Below are 19,166 nucleotides of genomic sequence, written 5' to 3'. Positions count from 1 at the left end.
GACTTATTCTACTGTTATTTCATCTGCAAAAAGCCACGCTTTATTTCCTGCTCCAGGTTGACCGTCGGGAATTGTACCGAAGTTTTCGACTGTAACTTTCACAAATTGAATATTTTTTTTATCGCAATCTACGGTGATTTGACCGTTGCATTTTTGAATTTCTTCTAACGAAAAAGTTTTAACTTCCTCAAATTTCATCAGATCTTCCGAAACCCAAAATGTTATTTTTTTGGGGAAATAAATCCATGACGAAGGACTGCTCAATAGTCCGATTTCCATACGATTGATTTTTTGTTTGTTCCCTAAATCGATAGTAGCTATTAAATCGGTTCCGGAAAACCCAAGCCAATGTTGACCAAATTTGGCTTTATCGCCTTTGATGCCGTCCACCAAAGTAAATCCGCCGCCTTTGGTGTAATTTCCGTTAGGTTGATTTTGCAGCGAAACCAAACAACTTGTGGCTTTATGAATGTGGAATTGTTGTTCAGTTATATTGCTTTTGGCAGTACCTTTTTCAAAATAAATCGCTTTAATAGTTTGCGATTTGGCAATTTCTAACGGTTGACTGTATACTTTAGACTGATTTGTCGGCTGAGCTCCATCGGTTGTATAGTTAATCCCAATGGGCGATTGATTGGTTTTCAATAAATACAAAACACCTTTTCCGCCGGGTTTAGGCATTACTTCGGCTGTAACTTCAAAAATTGCTCTACTATAATTGATTGCTTTTTTATCTAAAATAGAAAAATGTTGAATCATGCGGTTTTGAAAATCGGCATACTTTTCCGGATTTGAGGTTCCCCAAAGCACTTCGGATAACGCCATCATTCTGGGAAAAATCATGTATTCTACATGTTTGGGAGTTTCAATATACTCTGTCCACACATTGGCTTGCGCTCCAAGAATGTATTTCGCTTCTTCGGTTGACAATTCCTTTGGCGTAGGATTAAACGAATACACTTTTTCGACCGGTGTGTAACCGCCAAAAGCTAACGGTTCATTTTTAGGGTCGCCTTGGTAATGGTCGAAATAGCAATGAGAACCGGGCGACATTACAACGTAGTGTTTTTGTTTTGCCGCTGCGATTCCGCCTTCGGTACCTCGCCAACTCATTACGGCTGCATTGGGTGCCAAACCGCCTTCTAGAATTTCGTCCCAACCAATAATTTTTCTTCCTTTGGCATTGACAAATTTTTCAATTCTTTGGATAAAATAACTTTGTAGTTCGTGTTCGTCATTTAGTCGTTCCGTTTTCATTAAGTTTTGGCAATGTGGACAGTTTTTCCAACGTATTTTCGGGCATTCATCGCCACCAATGTGAATGTATTGGGATGGAAATAAAGCGATGACTTCAGTTAAAATGTTTTCCAAAAAGGTGAACGTTTCTTCTTTAGGACAAAACACATCATCTAAAACGCCCCATTGTTTGCCTACTTCAAATGGCCCGCCGGTACACGAATATTGCGGATAAGCGGCCAAAGCGGCTACGGCATGCCCGGGCATTTCGATTTCGGGAACTACTGTAATGTGACGTTGTTGAGCATAAGCCACGACTTCTTTGATCTGGTCTTGCGTATAAAAACCGCCATAGCGTTTGTCATCATACCTTTGTTCGTTGTAATGCCCAATCATAGAACCGTTTCGCCAAGCTCCAACTTCAGTGAGTTTTGGATATTGTTTGATTTCGATGCGCCAACCTTGGTCATCTGTTAAGTGCCAATGAAAGGTGTTGAACTTGTACATCGCTAAATAATCGATATACTTTTTGACAAAATCTACGGAGAAAAAATGTCGGGCGCAATCGAGGTGCATGCCGCGCCAAGTGTATTTGGGTTCATCATGGATATTTAAACACGGTAAAACAAAAGTTTCTTTTTTATCGAGTGGGATTAACTGAAGTAAGGTTTGGATTGCGGCAAAAGCACCTTGGTTAAACGAAGCTGTTATAATTAGTTCTTTTGGTGAAATACTTATATTATATCTTTCCTTGCTCCAATAAGGATCAATAGGGTGCATTTGTTTCAAAATGATTTTAGAATCTGCTTTTGATGCTGTAACAATCTTTAATTGTAAACCTGTTTGTTGTTGAATTGCTTTTTGCAAATATTGCGCTTCAAATGAGTCTTCATCTGCCACAATCAGGGTTTCCTTTTTTAGGCTGAAATTGCCATCCTTAATTTGCATTGTTTTTGGTTGCGGAATCAAAGGCAATGAATTTTGCGAAAAGGCAATATTGAAAAACAGCAGGAAAAAGAAAGTGAATTTGGAAGTCATGAAAATTGTGTTTGTCTTGGCTAATTTAAACAAAAAAGACAAAAAAAATGCCTCACTAAAGTGAGGCATTTTTATATTTTGAGTAAAAGAAAAATTATTTCTTTTTAAATTCTTCAATTTTAGCTGAAACTTCAACATCAGTTCCTTCGAAAGTTTCGGTTGTAGCAGTACCATTAATTGTTTTGGTTACAGTTGCTTTTACTTTACCGTTAACGTTTACTTTTTCGATAGAAATTTCATTTGAAACTGTTTCGGTTACTGCTTGCTTTACTGCCATGTGTTCACAGGTAGCGTTTGTACAACCTTTAGCAACACACTCTTCTTTTGACATTGAAATACATTTTCCTTCAGCAACACAACAAGTAGCTGCTTTTTCAGTTGCAGCACCAGCTTCATGACCACCTAAGATTGGAGCGATTACCAATCCAATCAAACAAGTTAATTTGATTAAGATGTTCATCGATGGACCCGAAGTATCTTTAAATGGATCACCCACAGTATCTCCGGTTACAGCCGCTTTGTGAGCATCAGAACCTTTATATGTCATTTCTCCGTTGATTTCAACACCCGCTTCGAAAGATTTTTTAGCATTATCCCAAGCACCACCGGCGTTGTTTTGGAACACAGCCCAAAGTACACCAGAAACAGTAACTCCGGCCATATAACCACCTAACATTTCAGCGATTAATTGGTTGTTATCAGCATAAACTAATTTACCTAATAATACAATTGCAATTGGGAAACCTATAGTTAAAACACCTGGCAACATCATTTCTCTTAAAGCCGCTTTAGTAGAAATCTCAACACATTTACCATATTCAGGTTTTCCTGTACCTTCCATGATACCCGGAATTTCTTTAAACTGACGACGTACTTCATATACCATGTCCATCGCAGCTTTACCTACCGAATTCATTGCCAAAGCAGAGAACACAACCGGAATCATACCTCCAACGAATAACATCGCTAATACAGGCGCTTTGAAGATATTGATACCATCAATTCCTGTGAAAGTCACATACGCCGCAAATAAAGCCAATGATGTTAACGCCGCAGAAGCGATAGCAAATCCTTTTCCTGTTGCAGCAGTAGTGTTACCTACTGAATCCAAGATGTCTGTTCTAGTTCTAACTTCTTTTGGTAATTCACTCATTTCAGCAATACCACCAGCATTGTCAGAGATTGGTCCGAAGGCGTCGATTGCCAACTGCATAGCCGTTGTAGCCATCATCGCTGAAGCCGCTAAAGCCACACCGTAGAAACCTGCAAAAGCATAAGAAGCCCAAATAGCACCGGCGAATAATAATACGGTTGGGAAGGTTGAAATCATACCAGTCGCTAAACCAGCGATTACGTTAGTTCCTGCACCAGTTGAAGATTTTTGTACAATAGCCAAAACCGGTTTTGTACCTAAACCTGTGTAGTATTCTGTTACAGAAGAAATAACTCCACCCACTACTAATCCAACGATTGTAGCGTAGAATACTCTCATTGAAGAGATTTGTTGTGCGCCTTCTCCGAAGAATTCCATAGTCATTACTTCAGGCAACATATATTGTACTAAGAAGAAACATGAAATAGCGGTTAAAACAATAGAAACCCAGTTTCCAACGTTTAACGCACCTTGTACTTGTTTTTCTTTAGCGTCATCACTTGATATTTTTACTAACATCGTTCCGATGATAGAGAATAAGATTCCGAAACCTGCGATTGCCATTGGCAATAAAATTGGACCAATACCACCGAAAGCGTCTTCGATTTTTCCGCCCATATCTTTGATTACGTAGTTCCCTAAAACCATAGCAGCTAAAACCGTTGCTACATAAGAACCGAATAAATCGGCACCCATTCCGGCAACGTCACCAACGTTGTCACCAACGTTATCTGCAATAGTAGCAGGATTTCTTGGATCATCTTCAGGAATACCAGCTTCAACTTTACCTACTAAGTCAGCACCAACGTCAGCCGCTTTGGTATAAATACCGCCACCAACACGAGCAAACAAAGCAATAGATTCTGCTCCAAGAGAGAAACCGGCTAATGTTTCCAAAACAATAGTCATGTCATCTGTAGATGTCCATACGCCATTCATAAAGAAGTGAAAGAAAACTATAAAGAAGGCCGTTAAACCTAAAACGGCTAAACCGGCAACTCCTAATCCCATTACTGTTCCACCACCGAAAGAAACTTTCAAAGCTTGCGGCAAACTTGTACGAGCAGCTTGAGTCGTTCTTACGTTAGTTTTAGTAGCGATTTTCATTCCCATATTTCCGGCTAATGCCGAAAAGAAAGCTCCGAAAATAAAGGCTATTACAATTAACATATGCGTTTTAACACCTGGAATAAAAGTAATTCCGGCTAAAACAACACTGGCAATAACTACGAAAACAGCCAATAATCTGTATTCTGCTTTAAGGAAAGCCAAGGCACCTTCATAAATATAATCTGATATCTCTTTCATTTTGCCATCACCTGCATCTTGTTTTAAAACCCAAGACCTTTTGATAGCCATAAAAGCTAATCCAATTAATGCCATTACTATCGGCACATAAATCATCATTGATTCCATAAATATAATTTTTGTTATAAATTTTATCGGTCGCAAAAGTAACAAAACTTTAACAAATAAAAACAATATAATTCGGGAATATTAGTTCAATTGATATACACGTATTTAAAGTAAATTATTGCTCACTAAATCAAAAAAACTATTTTTGAGAAATATTTAAATCCAAATGGCGATTAAAACCCTTTCTATCTTAATTCCTGCCTACAACGAAGGTCCAACTATTTATAGAATATTGGACAAAATAAAAGCCGTTTCACTGATTAATGCTATTGAAAAAGAAGTCATTATTGTGAATGATTGCAGTACGGATAACACGTTTGAAAGCGTTCAAACTTATATCCAAACCTATCCCGAGTTCAACATTGTTCTTTTGGAACATTCCAAAAACAAAGGGAAAGGCGCGGCATTACACACCGGAATTGAAAAAGCCACCGGAGAAGTAATTGTCATTCAAGACGCCGATTTGGAATACGATCCGCAAGAATACAATATCCTTTTAAAACCTATAGTCGATGAAGTTGCCGATGTGGTTTACGGCAGTCGCTTTATGGGCGGAAAACCGCATCGCATTTTGTTCTTTTGGCACAGTATAGGAAATAAATTTTTGACTTTTTTGAGCAATATGTTTTCCAATTTGAACTTAACCGACATGGAAACTTGCTATAAAATGTTTCGTGCCGATGTTTTAAAATCGATTACACTCGAAGAAAAACGATTTGGTTTTGAGCCGGAAGTAACTCAGAAAGTTGCACGCATTCCCAAAATCAGAATCTATGAAGTTGGAATTAGTTATTACGGAAGGACTTTTGAAGAAGGAAAAAAAATCAGTTGGCGAGACGGTTTTCATGCCATTTATTGTATTTTGAAGTACGGGATTTTCAAATAAAGCTAGACGATAAACTTGCGGTTTCGCTTGACCAAATAATGATGCCAAAGGAAGAAAGTCGCCATACTGCGGTAAGGTTTCCAATTTTCAGCCAACAAAATCATCGCTTCTTTATCTTGACAACCATACAATTCTTTAATGGTATTGACCACCGCAATATCGCCTATCGGAAGGATATCCGGCGATTGCAACGAGAACATTAGATAGACATCAATCGTCCAATTGCCGATGCCTTTAATTTTAATTAATTCACTTCTGACTTCGTCCGGCTGTTTTTGAGAAAGCGTTTCTAACACTAAGGTTTTGTCTAAAATGGCTTCCGCCAAAGCTTTTAAATAAATCGTCTTTTGCCGACTGACACCACAATTTCGAAGTATTTCTTCCAAAGTTGAAATTATGGTTTTCGGAGCAACATCGCCTAAAGTATTTTCGATTTTCACATAACAAGCACGCGCCGATTCTATTGAAACTTGCTGTTCTAAAATAAGTTTGCACAACGTTTGAAAACCTTCCGGTCTCGATGGAATATAGGGATTGCCGTATTGTTGGTGCAATTTTTGAAAAACTTCATCATTCTCTACCAAATAAGCTATCGCTTCCATTTTTAAAAATAGAACCCGAACGACCCTTTGATGGTAAAATTATCGGTATCCGGTAAATCTCTGTAATTGGCTCTCCAAGCAAAATCCAACCGGAAAACTTTGAAAATGTTTCCAATACCGGCGCTGTATTCCCAGTATGGCTTTTCAGGTGCTTTGTAGATTAATCCCGAAGCATTGATAGCTCTGTTTTCATCGGAAACTGTTCCGTAAACACCTCTTACTCCAACTATCTCGCGAAGATTTAATTTTCTCAAAGCCGGAATTCTGGAGAATATCTTACCGTTAAAGTTGTGTTCCCATTGGAAAGTCGCATATTCATCGGCTACAAATTCGTAAAAATTCAAGTTACTGAAAGTATTTTGTATGATAAAATACGTTTGGTTCCCAGGCACAACACTCATCAATCCAAGTGGAATTTGACCAAAAGTTTTTCCTAATTCCATAGTGAAATTGGAACGACCCAAAGGACCAATAATAACAGGTTGTTTGTAATATAATTGCACTTTTTGATAGTCAAAATCACTATCAATTAACCCTTTAAATCCTTGACTGTAGTTGATAAAAAAGCGACTGTATGGACTATCTACTTCACGTCTTTCGACACCATAACCGATGGTTTTTCGCTTAGGGGTGTACTCTACTTGAAGGTTTATCTCGGATTGTTTTACTTCACTTGCGGTAGAAGTAAAAGTATCATCGGTAAAATAATTCAAACTAAAAGTATCCGAAGCCGATTCCAAGGTTCGGTAGGAAAATCCGAGTTGGAATGTCAAGTTTTTCACCGGCTCAATTTCGGCAGCCAAAGTACTTAAATTGATATTGGTCAGCTTTCCATTGGCACCGGTTGTAAACAATCCGGAAGAAGCATAACTTCTACCCAAAACATCATTGGTACTGGTTAAGCTCGCTCCAATCTGTTCTACATCTCGCCTATTACCACCGGAAAGGATGATTCGGTTTTTCTTATCAACCATCCATTTCCCTGACAAGCCGTATTTGAATTTGTTATCTTCAAATCCGTAAGCCGTATAACCTTGCAAACGCCAAGGATCATTTGGCCCAAAATAAGTTCGGCCGCCGGTTCTTAAACGCCAACCTTCTACTTCGTTAAATCCTACCGTAGAAAAAATCGGTCCGTAATCAAAATTACCCCATTGGATATAGCCGCTTCCCAAGATTGAAACCAGATTGTACATCTGTTTGAAACGTTTAACGGTTTTCAGAGTATCAATCATTTTATAGATAGCGACCTCATCTTTGTTGAGCCTTTCAAAACGATTTTCTTCCCAAAATTCATCGGTTTTACTGTACACTTCATTGTCAATAAAATTCACTTCTTCTTTGTAGAATTTCTCCGGTTTCTTTTCATCGAATTTGAAGTTTCTGTACAATGTAGTTCGCTTTCCGTAAACTCCTTTAGATTCTTCTTTTTTACGCAAAGCAAAATCCGACATCATATAATCTCGCGTTGGCAAGAAAACAGAATCGTTCAATACTTCAAATTCTTGTTCGATATAAATATCTTTTACCCAGTTGATATTGGCACTTTTGGTTACCGCCATATTGATGGTTTTGATGGCAAAAGTGGAATCATTTACCCAAAAATCTCCTTTGAAAGTCAGTTCGTTTTTACGTCTGGGATAAAATACAATATTATAACACCATTTGTTGTCAATGAAAGCCGTATCGGTCAAAACATAGTTATAAACGTCAATTCCGGTCCGCGATAACGGACTGGTAAAACTCTTATCGAAGAAATTCAAATAGTTGTCGTAAATATCAAAATCATTGTACAAATCTTTGATAAACATGTTCACACCATCGCCATTTCCTAAACCGGAGTTTTTATTGGCTTTTAAAACTTCTCTGGATTTCTTGGTTTCATTATCGCCATAAAAATCTGAAATCGATTCGTTGATGAAAATTGGCAAATAGGTTTTCCCGGTAACGCTTGAAGTATCAATATTTTTGAATACAAACTCCATTCCTTTGAAAATTTTCTTTTTCATAAAGGCGCTATCGATGGTGTTCATATCAAACTCAACCTTTTCATATTTTTCGAATTGGTATTGTTTGAACATTTTTAACCCGTTTTTTCTTCTGCGTTCCCAAATTTTTCGCAAAATATCTAAGGCAGGATTGTTCTTTTTGGAAGTTTTTCCGGCAAATATTTTGACTTCTTTCAAAGCATTGCCTTCTTTAAGGATCACCTTAAAGTCATAGTTTACTAATTTGGGTAACGGCACTTCTTTGTCGGGAAACCCAACAAATGAAACTATTATCGCCGTGAAATTATCAGGAGATTCGATGTAAAATCTTCCATCTTCATTGGAAACTACACCGGTTTGAGAGCCTTTAAAAACAATGTTGGCGTAAGGAACCGGCTGGTTCGTATTGTCGAGAACGATACCGCTCACTTTGGTTTGAGCAGAAAGACCATTTGCAAAAGCAAAAAGGAAAACAAATAGCGTAAATATCTTTTTCATTGGCAAAAAAAAACTTCATCTTTTTATTCGGATGAAGTTTCAAATATAAGTATTTTGATTATTAGATTTTTAGACTTCTTAGAATTTTAGATTTTTTTCTGACAATCTAAAGATCTAACAATCTATTTGTAAGTTACTTTTTTTACAGCTTTGATAACATCTTCTGCATTTGGCAACCATTCTTTTAACAAGGTCGGAGAATAAGGCGCCGGTGTGTCTGCTGTTGTGATTCTTTGGATTGGCGCATCTAAATAATCGAACGCTCTTTCCTGAACCATATACGTAATTTCAGAAGCCACACTGGCAAATGGCCAAGCTTCTTCCAATACTACCAATCGATTTGTTTTTTTAACCGAATTGATAATCGCATCGTAATCCATTGGACGAACCGTTCTTAAGTCGATGATTTCACAAGAGATGCCTTCTTTGGCTAATTCGTCAGCAGCAATAAATGCTTCTTTGATGATTTTACCAAAAGAAACAATCGTTACATCTGTTCCTTCTCTTTTAATATCGGCTACTCCTAATGGAATCGTGTATTCTTCTTCCGGCACTTCACCTTTGTCACCATACATTTGCTCTGATTCCATAAAAATTACCGGATCATTATCACGAATGGCGGCTTTCAACAAACCTTTAGCATCATAAACAGTTGATGGAACAACCACTTTCAATCCCGGAGTGTTGGCAAACCAGTTTTCAAAAGCTTGTGAGTGCGTGGCACCTAATTGTCCGGCTGAAGCCGTTGGACCACGAAATACCATCGGCATTGGAAATTGTCCGGCCGACATTTGACGCATTTTAGCTGCGTTGTTGATGATTTGGTCAATTCCAACTAACGAGAAGTTAAAAGTCATGTATTCTACAATCGGACGACAGCCGTTCATCGCTGAACCAACTGCAATTCCGGCAAAGCCAAGTTCTGCAATAGGTGTATCGATTACTCTTTTTGGCCCGAATTCGTCTAACATTCCTTTAGAAGCTTTGTAAGCACCATTGTATTCGGCTACTTCTTCACCCATTAAATATACTGATTCGTCGCGACGCATTTCTTCACTCATTGCTTCGGCAATCGCTTCTCTAAATTGTATAGTTCTCATATGAAAATTACTTTGTATCTATTTTGGAAAGCAAAAGTAAAAATTAAAAACGATAAAAATATTTTTTGGCGGGAATTTATACTTTGTTCAGATAAAAAAAGTGCCGGTTTTTAACGAAAACGATGTAAATTTAAAATAGAGCATTTATTCAAAAAAGTACTCTAAACTAAATCGTGTAAAAAGATTCCCGGAATTGAAGGTTTTATAGTCGCTGATTTTAGTGTAATTTACATTAAAAGGTGTATTTTCAATTTCGAAAGTTATTGTTCCATCACCTAAATCAGTAGAAAACGTTTCCATACTATTTGGAGTGCAATTCCTTGCGTTAATGTTATTGATTGCATTGGTCTGTAAGTGAGATAACATCATAAAAGTTTTTCTCCCATAAGTTGCTTCTGTGGCTAAGGCAAGCGGATTTACTTGATTCGTGTAAGTATACACATTCGTAGGATATACAGCAGTTGTTCCGTCCGGAAACACATTAATAGATTGCTCGTTAATAAGATTGTTATTCGAATCATAAATACTCACAACCCTATCGATATTTTCATTGGCAATCGTTTGATCCTCAAAAAAAGTGCGATTATTATTTTGGTCCAACACTATTTTTAAATTGGCGATAGTGGAATACGTTGCGCCTCCATCAGTACTTCGATTCCATTGTGAAAAAATAGTATCGGCAGTATGCGTAAACGTATGCTTTTGAACGGTTGTAATTTGATTGGAAGCATCAAAGGAATTTTGTCTCATTTCAATCAAATCACCTGAAGAGTTGTATAGGTAATTTGACTGCGAAGTCATGCTGGCATTGGTATGATTTGAAATAGATGCGAGTTTCCCATTGGAGTAAGCATACACCGAATTAGCCGTTTGTGATGTTGCTAATACAGTCGATACCGAACTCACTATTTTATTTTCCGCTAATTCATACTCAATGGTTCTTATGACGTTTCCGGACAAATCGTAATTCTTTTGAATATAATGCGAAATAGCGATTTGATTTTCTTGGTCTACAGTAGTTTCTTCCTCGTTACAAGAGAATAAGAAAAAAGAAAAAAACAATACTAGGCAACAGTTTTTTGTTTTCATAAGGCGATTAAGTTTAAAGGTTATACTTCTATAGACTTACAATTATGAAAAGGTTGCTTTTCATGACTAAAATACTTTCAATCATTCCTCCATTCATTTACCATAGCTACGAAAACGATTGAAATTTGAAAAAATATTATGCATGCATATAAAAATTAGAAATATATTTTATACTTTTACGCTTTGAAAAATTCACTTAATAGACACAACAATGAAAATATTAGTTTGCATCAGTCATGTGCCTGATACTACTTCAAAAATCAACTTCGTTAACGGTGATTCTGAATTTGATACCAATGGTGTTCAATTCGTAATCAATCCCAATGACGAGTTCGGATTAACCAGAGCCATCTGGTTCCAAGAACAACAAGGCGCTAATGTGACGGTTGTCAATGTTGGCGGACCGGATACTGAACCAACTCTAAGAAAAGCATTAGCCATCGGTGCCAATGAAGCCATTCGTGTAAATGCAACGCCTACTGACGGATTTTTTGTAGCAAAGCAATTGACCGAAGTGGTAAAAACCGGCGGTTACGATTTGGTAATCTGCGGAAAAGAATCTTTGGATTACAACGGTGGAATGGTTCCCGGAATGTTAGCCGGTTTGTTAGACTACAACTTTGTAAACTCTTGCACCGAACTGAAAATTGACGGAAACGCAGCCAAAGCAGCTCGCGAAATCGACGGTGGAAAAGAAACCATTGCAGCAACTTTACCTTTAGTGATTGGTGGCCAAAAAGGATTAGTAGAAGAAAAAGACCTTCGAATTCCAAATATGCGTGGTATCATGACTGCCAGAACCAAAGTATTGACAGTTTTAGAGCCCATTGGCGCAAACGTTAATACCAAAGCAGTAAAATTTGAAAAACCGGCACCAAAATCAGCCGTGAAATTATTTGCTGCAGACGATTTGGACGGATTGGTAAATGCACTACACAACGAAGCGAAAGTAATTTAATTACGAATTAAAAATTACGAATTACGAATTCTAAACTTAAAAATCATGTCATTATTAATATATGCAGAATCAGTAGACGGAAAATTCAAAAAAGTTGCCTTTGAATTGGCGTCGTATGCCAAAAAAGTAGCCGAATCATTAGGAACAACCGTAACCGCTGTAACAGTGAACGCCGGAAATGTTTCCGATTTATCCAAATATGGTGTAGACAAAGTGTTAAAAGTATCTAACGACAAGTTAGCCAACTTTAACGCAAAAGCTTACGCCGACGTAGTAAAACAAGCCGCTCAAAAAGAAGGTGCAAAAGTAATTTTATTGTCATCAACCACCGACAGTTTATACATGGCGCCATTGGTAGCCGTTGGTTTAGACGCCGGGTTTGCTTCTAATGTGGTTGGATTGCCTTTGAGCACTTCGCCTTTCCAAGTCAAAAGAAATGCTTTCTCAAACAAAGCGTTTAACATCACCGAAATATCCACTGACGTTAAAGTATTAAGCTTAGCTAAAAACTCTTACGGTTTGGTAGAAAGCGCGGCTTCAGCTGCCGAAGAAGATTTCGCGCCAAGTTTAAACGAAGCCGATTTCAACGTAAAAGTAGAATCCGTAGAAAAATCATCCGGAAAAGTAACCATCGCCGATGCTGACATCGTAGTTTCCGGAGGTCGTGGTTTAAAAGGTCCGGAAAACTGGAATTTAATTGAAGATTTAGCCGCTGTTCTTGGCGCTGCAACCGCTTGTTCGAAACCAGTATCTGATTTAGGTTGGAGACCTCATAGCGAGCACGTTGGGCAAACCGGAAAACCGGTAGCGACCAATTTGTATATCGCCGTGGGAATTTCGGGAGCAATTCAACACATTGCCGGAATCAATTCTTCTAAAGTAAAAGTAGTCATCAACACCGATGCCGAAGCGCCTTTCTTCAAAGTGGCTGATTACGGAATCGTTGGCGATGCTTTCGACATCTTGCCTCGTTTGACTCAAAAACTAAAAGAGTTCAAAGCTCAAAACACATAAACCTTTATTAATTCATTTCAAGAGTCGTCGAAATATAAAATTTTCAACGACTCTTTTTTTTTGTGGTTTCCATTTTTAGAAGCGAAAAGTTTTTGTTACTTTGCACACCATATTCCTGCCATCCGTTGCAATCTTTTTTCAAAAGGATTTGCACTCCTGTCAGGGCTAAGCGGGAAGCCATTTTTGTAATTGTAAACATAAAGTTTGGGCACTTCGTACTCAATACTTGATACTAAAAAATAATGAGTTTAGTAAAACTAACCATAAAAGGAATTTCTTATAGTCAAACACAAAACGGAGCCTATGCTCTGATTTTAAATGAAGTCGACGGCGAGAGAAAATTACCTATTGTCATTGGCGCTTTCGAAGCACAATCCATTGCTATTGCCTTGGAAAAAGAAATCAAACCGCCTAGACCTTTAACCCATGATTTATTCAAAAGTTTTGCCGACCGATTTGATATTGTTGTCAAACAAGTGATTATTCACAAATTAGTTGATGGTGTTTTTTACTCGAGTATCATTTGCGAACGCGACAAAATAGAGGAAATTATCGATGCCCGAACTTCAGATGCTATTGCTTTAGCACTGCGATTCAACGCACCGATTTTTACCTATAAAAACATTCTGGACAAAGCCGGAATTTACCTCAACACGAATCCAACCGATATCGAAAATCAAAACATTGAAGACGAAGGCGTTCTATCAACCCCGGAAACTTTCGGATTGGACAACGAAGGCAAAGCTGGCGATTTGTATGTTAGCATGAGTCTTTCGGAACTACACGAAGCTTTGGAGAAAGCCGTTCAGGACGAAGATTATGAGAAAGCAGCGAAGATAAGAGACGAAATTTCGAAGAGAGAAAGTTAAAACTATTTTGAATGTTGAATGCTAAATGGTTTAGCTAAAGCATAAGACTAATAAATCTTTTGAATTAATTTATCATTCAACATTCAACATTTATAATAATTTTATGAAGCAATACCATGATTTAGTGCAACACGTTTTGGAAAACGGTTGCCAAAAAGGAGACAGAACCGGAACGGGAACCAAAAGTGTTTTTGGCTACCAAATGCGATTTGATTTGAATGAAGGTTTCCCGATGGTAACAACCAAAAAATTACATTTAAAATCCATTGTTTATGAATTGCTATGGTTTTTGAAAGGCGACACCAATATTGAGTATCTCAAAGAAAACGGTGTGAAAATTTGGGACGAATGGGCTGATGAAAATGGCGATTTAGGTCCGGTTTACGGTCACCAATGGCGCAATTGGAACAGCGAAGAAATCGACCAAATCGCAGAGTTAATCGAGACTTTAAAAAATAACCCAAACAGCAGACGCATGTTGGTTTCCGCCTGGAATCCATCGGTTTTGCCGGACACTTCTAAATCATTTGCCGAGAATGTTGCCAATGGCAAAGCGGCTTTACCACCATGTCATGCATTCTTTCAGTTTTATGTAGCTGACGGCAAATTGTCTTGTCAGTTGTACCAAAGAAGTGCTGATATTTTCTTAGGTGTTCCGTTTAACATTGCTTCTTATGCTTTGTTTACGATGATGATTGCTCAAGTTTGTGAGTTACAGGTTGGAGAATTCATCCACACTTTTGGCGATGCTCACATTTACAACAACCATTTCGAGCAAGTGGAGTTGCAATTGTCACGCGAACCAAGACCATTACCCAAAATGATTTTAAACCCTGAAGTAAAAAATATTTTCGACTTTACTTTTGAAGACTTTACTTTAGTGGATTATGATCCGCATCCGCATATTAAAGGTGCTGTGGCAGTGTAAATAAATCAGAATTCATTTATATTTTTTTTATATATTTGAGGTAAATTAAATGCTATTAATCAATCTCTTATGAAAATATCACACTGCTTTTTCGTTGCCTTGTCTCTTTTCAATTTAAACATTGCCAAAGCGCAAAATGAAATAACTGAATCAGAAATTGCGTTAAGAAGTCATCTCGAATTTGAAGCATTGAAAGACGGAGTGTCTTTTGGTAACGGCACCGGTACGTTTTTTATCTTGGATTTAAGTGAAGACAAAAGCGACAATGGTTATTCGGTTATTTTAATTGAAAAATCGATTATCAAAAATGCTACAGAAATTAAACTGTATTTCAAAAAAACAGAGGGTATTGCACCCTATACTATGACCATCCCAAACAATAACACTTATGTTATCGAATCTGACAAAGACTCAAACTTCGCCGCTATTCCCTTAGGGCAATTAAGAACGGAATATAACGCACAAAAAAATCTGGTTGAGCCTCTTTTTTATCCTGAAGATTTTCTCGCTAAAATTTATCCCGGTTCTGAGGAAAAAGACCTTTCGGAAATTAAAAGAATCATGCGTATTCCAATTCCGAAAAAAACAGAGCAAACTCGTTATAAACTAAAAAATCCGCCTCGATAACCGAAACGGATTTTACTTCTAACCAAAACTAAAACCTATAGTGCTAACACACTATTTTCTGCTCCGGCAAATTCGTTATAAGCATAACTGTCTGCCTCAGGATCGTTTACATACGAACCATCCACTAAATATTTAAACTCGAAAGAGTTGTCTTTTGGTAAATCAAAAGTAGCTTTGAAAGTTCCGTTTTTCAATTTTGATAATTCACCTTCCGATGGATTCCAGTTGTTAAAATCTCCTACTACTGCTGCTGTATTTGCTTCTTTTGCCTCGATTGAAAAGGTAACTTTAACAACCGGTTTTGTTTTTATAACTTGTTTCTTGATAGCCATAACTAATTCATTTATAGATTACTGAAGCAAAGTAAAGCGATTTTTTTATAGGTTTTACAAGTCTAATTATTTTTATGACATTGCTAAAAACATAGCCAATTTAAAAGAAGATTTACAATTAATAGACCCTTAAATTTTACATCTTTGATTAAGAAATCGGTTTCGTAATACATTATCTCAAAATGATATTTTAACATTTTAAAAATAAATTCTACCTTTAAGGCACAAATTTCGGCTGTATGGAAAATAATCAACACGAATTATATGAATATGCGAGAGACAGAATCAAACAAAAAAAGCGTTTGTTTGTACATTTTATTGTTCTGGCTATTAGCAGTCTGTTTTTATTTGTAGCCAATCATTGGTTGAACTTTCACGATGAAACCAATTGGTGGATTTGGATTGTGACCGTTTGGTCTTGTATTTTTATTTTCCATATCATTAAAGTACTCATTACAGATAGCTTTATGAATAAAAACTGGGAAAGAGCACAAATAGACAAGCTAATGCTCAAACAAACCAAGAAAATCGAAAAACTGAAAAACGACTTGGAGAATTCAAACCCAACACCATAATGATTACACTCATAGCCGCTGTAGCGGAAAACAATGCGCTTGGCAAAGACAATCAATTACTTTGGCATTTGCCAGAGGATTTCAAAAGATTCAAAGCGTTGACTTCTGGACATTATATCATTATGGGCAGAAAGACTTTTGAAAGTTTTCCAAAACCATTACCCAATAGAACGCATGTTGTTATTTCACGCCAAAAAAACTACCAACCCGAAGGTTGCATTGTAGTTGATTCCTTGGAAAAAGCCATTGAAGTTTGTCCCAAAGAAGAAGACGTTTTTGTGATCGGTGGCGGCCAAATATACAAACAATCTATAGCTTTAGCAGATAAAGTTGACATTACTCGCGTGCATCATTCCTTTGAAGCTGACACTTATTTTCCGGAGATTAAGTTAGACGAATGGCAATTGGTTTTTTCGGAGTTCCATCCAAAAGACGAGCGACACCAATTCGATTTTACTTTCCAAACCTTTGTTCGAAAATAATATTCCGTTCCACAATTCTTAAAGAAAATGATAAGTTTTAGGGCAATTAAAATATTGGCTTATATTTGTCACCCGAGTTTCGTCTTTAAAAGCGAGACGAACTGAACGTAGTTAAAAATTCGAGAATGTCAAAGCAAATTACACCTTATAAAGAATCAACTTTAGGTAAAAAAGAACAAGTCACCCAAATGTTTGATACCATTTCTGGAGAATATGACGGTTTGAACAGGGTCATTTCGATGGGAATTGATGTCAAATGGAGAAAGAAAGTAATTGAATTGGTCAAAGCCAAAAATCCTGAAATTGCCCTTGACATTGCCACCGGAACAGGAGATTTAGCGATTATGATGGCCGAATCAACGGCTGCTAAGAAAATTATCGGTTTAGATTTATCGGTTGGTATGCTGGAAGTAGGTAAGAAAAAAATTCTCGACAAAAACTTGTCAGACAAAATAGAAATGGTCGTTGGAGACAGCGAAAACATTCCTTATCCTGACAATTATTTTGACGCCATTACGGTTTCTTTTGGTATCAGAAATTTTGAAACTTTAGAAAAAGGTTTGGCTGAAATTTACAGGGTTTTAAAACCCAACGGCATTTTTGTGATTTTAGAAACTTCGGTACCAACGAAATTTCCATTCAAGCAAGGATATGGTTTTTATACCAAATTTATTCTTCCGTTAATCGGAAAACTATTTTCAAAAGACAACAAGGCTTATGGTTATCTGTCAGAATCAGCCGCTAATTTTCCTTTTGGCGAAGCCTTAAACAATATTTTGCGAAAAATTTCGTTTATAGATTGTAAAGCCATGCCACAAACGTTTGGAGTAGCGACCATTTATACCGCCACAAAAAAATAAAAAACTGAGTTGTCAGCATTATAATGAAGAAATTAATTGTCCTTTTTATCCTATTTAACCTTACTGCGCAAGCGCAATTTGGAAAAGGTACTTTTGCCAAAGACCCTATTGTTAACTTAGAGAATTTTGACAAGCAAAGAGTCTATTGGGGTTACTTTTTAGGTTTTAGTACCTTCGATTTCAAAACCGATTACAAAGTACCCGGACAAGATATTAACGTAAAAGGCAATAGTGGTTTTAATGTTGGATTGGTTGGCGTGTTGAGATTGCACGAATATGTAGAATTGCGTTTCGAACCGGGATTGTATTATGCCAGCCGAACATTGACTTACTCAGGATTCACCGACGAGAGAGATGCTTTAAGAGAAGTAAAAGCCACTTATATTGACTTTCCTTTAATGTTAAAGTTTTCTTCTTTGCGAACCGGAAACATTAGGCCTTACTTACTTGGCGGCGTTGGAAGCACGTTAAATTTATCGAGTAATTCCAAATCAAAAGACGACAACTCGGAGCAAAAATTCAGGGTAAAACCTTGGACACAAAACTACACTGTTGGTTTTGGTATTGATTTATACTTTGAATACTTCAAATTTTCGCCTTCTATCAGAGGTGTATTCGGATTTAATGATGAGTTAATCCGCGATGACGACCCGAATAGTCCGTGGACAGGAAACGTGGAGTCTTTGAAAACCCGTGCGGTTTTAATCAACTTTACTTTCCACTAGTCAGTTATCCGTTCTCTGTTGTCGGTTAAAAAAGTTATTGGTTCCTTCTGAATTCGCTTAAAAATATAGCCGTTGCTGTAGCTACATTCAAACTTTCGGTTTGTTGCACATCTCCAAATCTCGGAATTGCGATTCTGTTTTTGATGCTTTTTTCTAAAGTTGGAGAAATTCCATTGGCTTCATTACCAAAAATTAAAACGCAGTCTGCTGGTAAAGTTTCTTTGTAAATATTCTTTCCATCCATGAACGTCCCGAAAACCGGAAGCGAAGTATGGGAAACAAATTCATTCAAATCCACATAACTTACATTGACTCTTGTAATCGAACCCATCGTTGCCTGAATTACCTTTGGGTTGTAGACATCGACAGTTTCATTGGAACAAACCAATTGTTTAACACCAAACCAGTCACAAAGTCGGATAATCGTACCTAAATTTCCCGGATCGCGAATATCATCTAAAGCGACAATTAACCCTTTCTCTTCGATTTTGGCAACTTTCGGGATTTTGAAAATAGCGAGGCAAGAACTCGGTGAAGTTAAGACCGAAATTCTTTTCATTTCAGCCTCATTAATCCCTGTTTTTTGCGACGAATTAATCTTTTCAAAAATAGCTTCTGTAACGAATAAATGTTCCAAAACTATATTTGATAATAACAATTCCTGTATTACTTTTACACCTTCGGCTATAAACAATTGATGCTCGTTTCGGTATTTTTTATGTTGAAGACTGGTAATTAATTTTATTTGGTTTTTACTAACCATAAAATACTGTATTTTTGAATTAAATAT

The 19,166-nt window shown here is 37.1% G+C and carries 18 protein-coding genes; 10 read left to right on the top strand and 8 right to left on the bottom strand.

Annotated elements, in window-relative coordinates; all coding sequences use genetic code 11:
* Window positions 1–3: 3 nt before the first annotated feature.
* Both C8C84_RS05885 and C8C84_RS05880 read right to left on the bottom strand, forming a co-directional pair.
* On the bottom strand, window positions 4–2,274 hold the full coding sequence (locus tag C8C84_RS05885) for a beta-N-acetylhexosaminidase (RefSeq protein ID WP_121314983.1): 2,271 nt from the start codon (window positions 2,272–2,274) through the stop codon (window positions 4–6).
* Between the two features lie 94 nt (window positions 2,275–2,368).
* Entirely contained in the window at window positions 2,369–4,843 is a 2,475-nt protein-coding gene (locus C8C84_RS05880; RefSeq protein ID WP_121312653.1) for a sodium-translocating pyrophosphatase, read from the bottom strand.
* A 166-nt stretch (window positions 4,844–5,009) separates the two neighbouring features.
* On the opposite strand from C8C84_RS05880, the gene C8C84_RS05875 reads away from it, so the two are divergent.
* Window positions 5,010–5,729: a glycosyltransferase family 2 protein gene (locus C8C84_RS05875; protein WP_121312652.1), complete on the top strand. Its 720-nt coding sequence runs from the start codon at window positions 5,010–5,012 to the stop codon at window positions 5,727–5,729.
* Window positions 5,730–5,731: 2 nt separating this feature from the next.
* Here C8C84_RS05875 and C8C84_RS05870 read toward each other — a convergent pair whose 3' ends face one another.
* From C8C84_RS05870 to C8C84_RS05855, 4 genes are all read right to left on the bottom strand, one after another.
* Window positions 5,732–6,331 carry a DNA-3-methyladenine glycosylase gene (locus C8C84_RS05870; protein ID WP_121312651.1) on the bottom strand — a complete coding sequence of 200 codons (600 nt, stop codon included), beginning with the start codon at window positions 6,329–6,331 and terminating at the stop codon, window positions 5,732–5,734.
* A 2-nt stretch (window positions 6,332–6,333) separates the two neighbouring features.
* Window positions 6,334–8,817, bottom strand: a complete 2,484-nt coding sequence (locus tag C8C84_RS05865; RefSeq protein WP_121312650.1) for a DUF5686 and carboxypeptidase-like regulatory domain-containing protein — start codon at window positions 8,815–8,817, stop codon at window positions 6,334–6,336.
* Between the two features lie 122 nt (window positions 8,818–8,939).
* The gene (locus tag C8C84_RS05860) at window positions 8,940–9,917 is read right to left on the bottom strand and encodes a pyruvate dehydrogenase complex E1 component subunit beta (protein ID WP_121312649.1); all 978 of its coding nucleotides are present in this window, start codon (window positions 9,915–9,917) and stop codon (window positions 8,940–8,942) included.
* 144 nt (window positions 9,918–10,061) lie between these two features.
* Window positions 10,062–11,006, bottom strand: a complete 945-nt coding sequence (locus C8C84_RS05855; protein ID WP_121312648.1) for a hypothetical protein — start codon at window positions 11,004–11,006, stop codon at window positions 10,062–10,064.
* A gap of 211 nt (window positions 11,007–11,217) precedes the next feature.
* Between C8C84_RS05855 and C8C84_RS05850 the strand changes: the two genes are divergently transcribed.
* The 5 genes from C8C84_RS05850 (at window position 11,218) to C8C84_RS05830 (ending at window position 15,402) form a co-directional block, all read left to right on the top strand.
* On the top strand, window positions 11,218–11,964 hold the full coding sequence (locus C8C84_RS05850; protein WP_121312647.1) for an electron transfer flavoprotein subunit beta/FixA family protein: 747 nt from the start codon (window positions 11,218–11,220) through the stop codon (window positions 11,962–11,964).
* A gap of 45 nt (window positions 11,965–12,009) precedes the next feature.
* Window positions 12,010–12,978 carry an electron transfer flavoprotein subunit alpha/FixB family protein gene (locus C8C84_RS05845; protein WP_121312646.1) on the top strand — a complete coding sequence of 323 codons (969 nt, stop codon included), beginning with the start codon at window positions 12,010–12,012 and terminating at the stop codon, window positions 12,976–12,978.
* A 242-nt stretch (window positions 12,979–13,220) separates the two neighbouring features.
* Window positions 13,221–13,847: a bifunctional nuclease family protein gene (locus tag C8C84_RS05840; RefSeq protein WP_121312645.1), complete on the top strand. Its 627-nt coding sequence runs from the start codon at window positions 13,221–13,223 to the stop codon at window positions 13,845–13,847.
* A 103-nt stretch (window positions 13,848–13,950) separates the two neighbouring features.
* On the top strand, window positions 13,951–14,775 hold the full coding sequence (locus C8C84_RS05835) for a thymidylate synthase (protein ID WP_121312644.1): 825 nt from the start codon (window positions 13,951–13,953) through the stop codon (window positions 14,773–14,775).
* Between the two features lie 69 nt (window positions 14,776–14,844).
* Complete coding sequence (locus tag C8C84_RS05830) at window positions 14,845–15,402, top strand: hypothetical protein (RefSeq protein ID WP_121312643.1); 558 nt, start codon at window positions 14,845–14,847, stop codon at window positions 15,400–15,402.
* Window positions 15,403–15,437: 35 nt separating this feature from the next.
* Here the strand turns inward: C8C84_RS05830 and C8C84_RS05825 are convergent, their stop codons facing one another.
* Entirely contained in the window at window positions 15,438–15,734 is a 297-nt protein-coding gene (locus C8C84_RS05825) for an isoamylase early set domain-containing protein (protein ID WP_121312642.1), read from the bottom strand.
* A gap of 239 nt (window positions 15,735–15,973) precedes the next feature.
* Between C8C84_RS05825 and C8C84_RS05820 the strand changes: the two genes are divergently transcribed.
* From C8C84_RS05820 to C8C84_RS05805, 4 genes are all read left to right on the top strand, one after another.
* Window positions 15,974–16,309, top strand: coding sequence for a 2TM domain-containing protein (locus C8C84_RS05820; protein WP_121312641.1), 336 nt, complete (start codon window positions 15,974–15,976; stop codon window positions 16,307–16,309).
* Window positions 16,309–16,791, top strand: a complete 483-nt coding sequence (locus tag C8C84_RS05815) for a dihydrofolate reductase (protein ID WP_121312640.1) — start codon at window positions 16,309–16,311, stop codon at window positions 16,789–16,791. Before C8C84_RS05820 ends, C8C84_RS05815 begins: the two co-directional genes overlap by 1 nt.
* Before the next feature lie 125 nt (window positions 16,792–16,916).
* The gene (ubiE, locus tag C8C84_RS05810) at window positions 16,917–17,651 is read left to right on the top strand and encodes a bifunctional demethylmenaquinone methyltransferase/2-methoxy-6-polyprenyl-1,4-benzoquinol methylase UbiE (protein ID WP_121312639.1); all 735 of its coding nucleotides are present in this window, start codon (window positions 16,917–16,919) and stop codon (window positions 17,649–17,651) included.
* A 23-nt stretch (window positions 17,652–17,674) separates the two neighbouring features.
* On the top strand, window positions 17,675–18,376 hold the full coding sequence (locus tag C8C84_RS05805) for a porin family protein (RefSeq protein WP_121312638.1): 702 nt from the start codon (window positions 17,675–17,677) through the stop codon (window positions 18,374–18,376).
* Window positions 18,377–18,410: 34 nt separating this feature from the next.
* Here the strand turns inward: C8C84_RS05805 and C8C84_RS05800 are convergent, their stop codons facing one another.
* Entirely contained in the window at window positions 18,411–19,139 is a 729-nt protein-coding gene (locus C8C84_RS05800) for an RNA methyltransferase (RefSeq protein WP_121312637.1), read from the bottom strand.
* Window positions 19,140–19,166 lie beyond the last annotated feature (27 nt).

The organism is Flavobacterium sp. 102, assembly GCF_003634615.1.
Taxonomy (GTDB): Bacteria; Bacteroidota; Bacteroidia; order Flavobacteriales; family Flavobacteriaceae; genus Flavobacterium.
The sequence above is the reverse complement of the archived record's forward strand: the minus strand, read 5'-3'. Positions and strand labels throughout refer to the sequence as shown.

What these genes read in the sequence shown, in the direction of transcription:
- C8C84_RS05830 (WP_121312643.1), top strand. Translation starts at nt 14,845, where the DNA reads ATGAAAATATCACACTGCTTTTTCGTTGCCTTGTCTCTTTTCAATTTA.
- C8C84_RS05835 (WP_121312644.1), top strand. Translation starts at nt 13,951, where the DNA reads ATGAAGCAATACCATGATTTAGTGCAACACGTTTTGGAAAACGGTTGC.
- C8C84_RS05845 (WP_121312646.1), top strand. Translation starts at nt 12,010, where the DNA reads ATGTCATTATTAATATATGCAGAATCAGTAGACGGAAAATTCAAAAAA.
- C8C84_RS05855 (WP_121312648.1), bottom strand. Translation starts at nt 11,006, where the DNA reads ATGAAAACAAAAAACTGTTGCCTAGTATTGTTTTTTTCTTTTTTCTTA.
- C8C84_RS05840 (WP_121312645.1), top strand. Translation starts at nt 13,221, where the DNA reads ATGAGTTTAGTAAAACTAACCATAAAAGGAATTTCTTATAGTCAAACA.
- C8C84_RS05860 (WP_121312649.1), bottom strand. Translation starts at nt 9,917, where the DNA reads ATGAGAACTATACAATTTAGAGAAGCGATTGCCGAAGCAATGAGTGAA.
- C8C84_RS05805 (WP_121312638.1), top strand. Translation starts at nt 17,675, where the DNA reads ATGAAGAAATTAATTGTCCTTTTTATCCTATTTAACCTTACTGCGCAA.
- C8C84_RS05880 (WP_121312653.1), bottom strand. Translation starts at nt 4,843, where the DNA reads ATGGAATCAATGATGATTTATGTGCCGATAGTAATGGCATTAATTGGA.
- C8C84_RS05875 (WP_121312652.1), top strand. Translation starts at nt 5,010, where the DNA reads ATGGCGATTAAAACCCTTTCTATCTTAATTCCTGCCTACAACGAAGGT.
- C8C84_RS05870 (WP_121312651.1), bottom strand. Translation starts at nt 6,331, where the DNA reads ATGGAAGCGATAGCTTATTTGGTAGAGAATGATGAAGTTTTTCAAAAA.
- ubiE (WP_121312639.1), top strand. Translation starts at nt 16,917, where the DNA reads ATGTCAAAGCAAATTACACCTTATAAAGAATCAACTTTAGGTAAAAAA.
- C8C84_RS05885 (WP_121314983.1), bottom strand. Translation starts at nt 2,274, where the DNA reads ATGACTTCCAAATTCACTTTCTTTTTCCTGCTGTTTTTCAATATTGCC.
- C8C84_RS05825 (WP_121312642.1), bottom strand. Translation starts at nt 15,734, where the DNA reads ATGGCTATCAAGAAACAAGTTATAAAAACAAAACCGGTTGTTAAAGTT.
- C8C84_RS05850 (WP_121312647.1), top strand. Translation starts at nt 11,218, where the DNA reads ATGAAAATATTAGTTTGCATCAGTCATGTGCCTGATACTACTTCAAAA.
- C8C84_RS05820 (WP_121312641.1), top strand. Translation starts at nt 15,974, where the DNA reads ATGGAAAATAATCAACACGAATTATATGAATATGCGAGAGACAGAATC.
- C8C84_RS05815 (WP_121312640.1), top strand. Translation starts at nt 16,309, where the DNA reads ATGATTACACTCATAGCCGCTGTAGCGGAAAACAATGCGCTTGGCAAA.
- C8C84_RS05865 (WP_121312650.1), bottom strand. Translation starts at nt 8,817, where the DNA reads ATGAAAAAGATATTTACGCTATTTGTTTTCCTTTTTGCTTTTGCAAAT.
- C8C84_RS05800 (WP_121312637.1), bottom strand. Translation starts at nt 19,139, where the DNA reads ATGGTTAGTAAAAACCAAATAAAATTAATTACCAGTCTTCAACATAAA.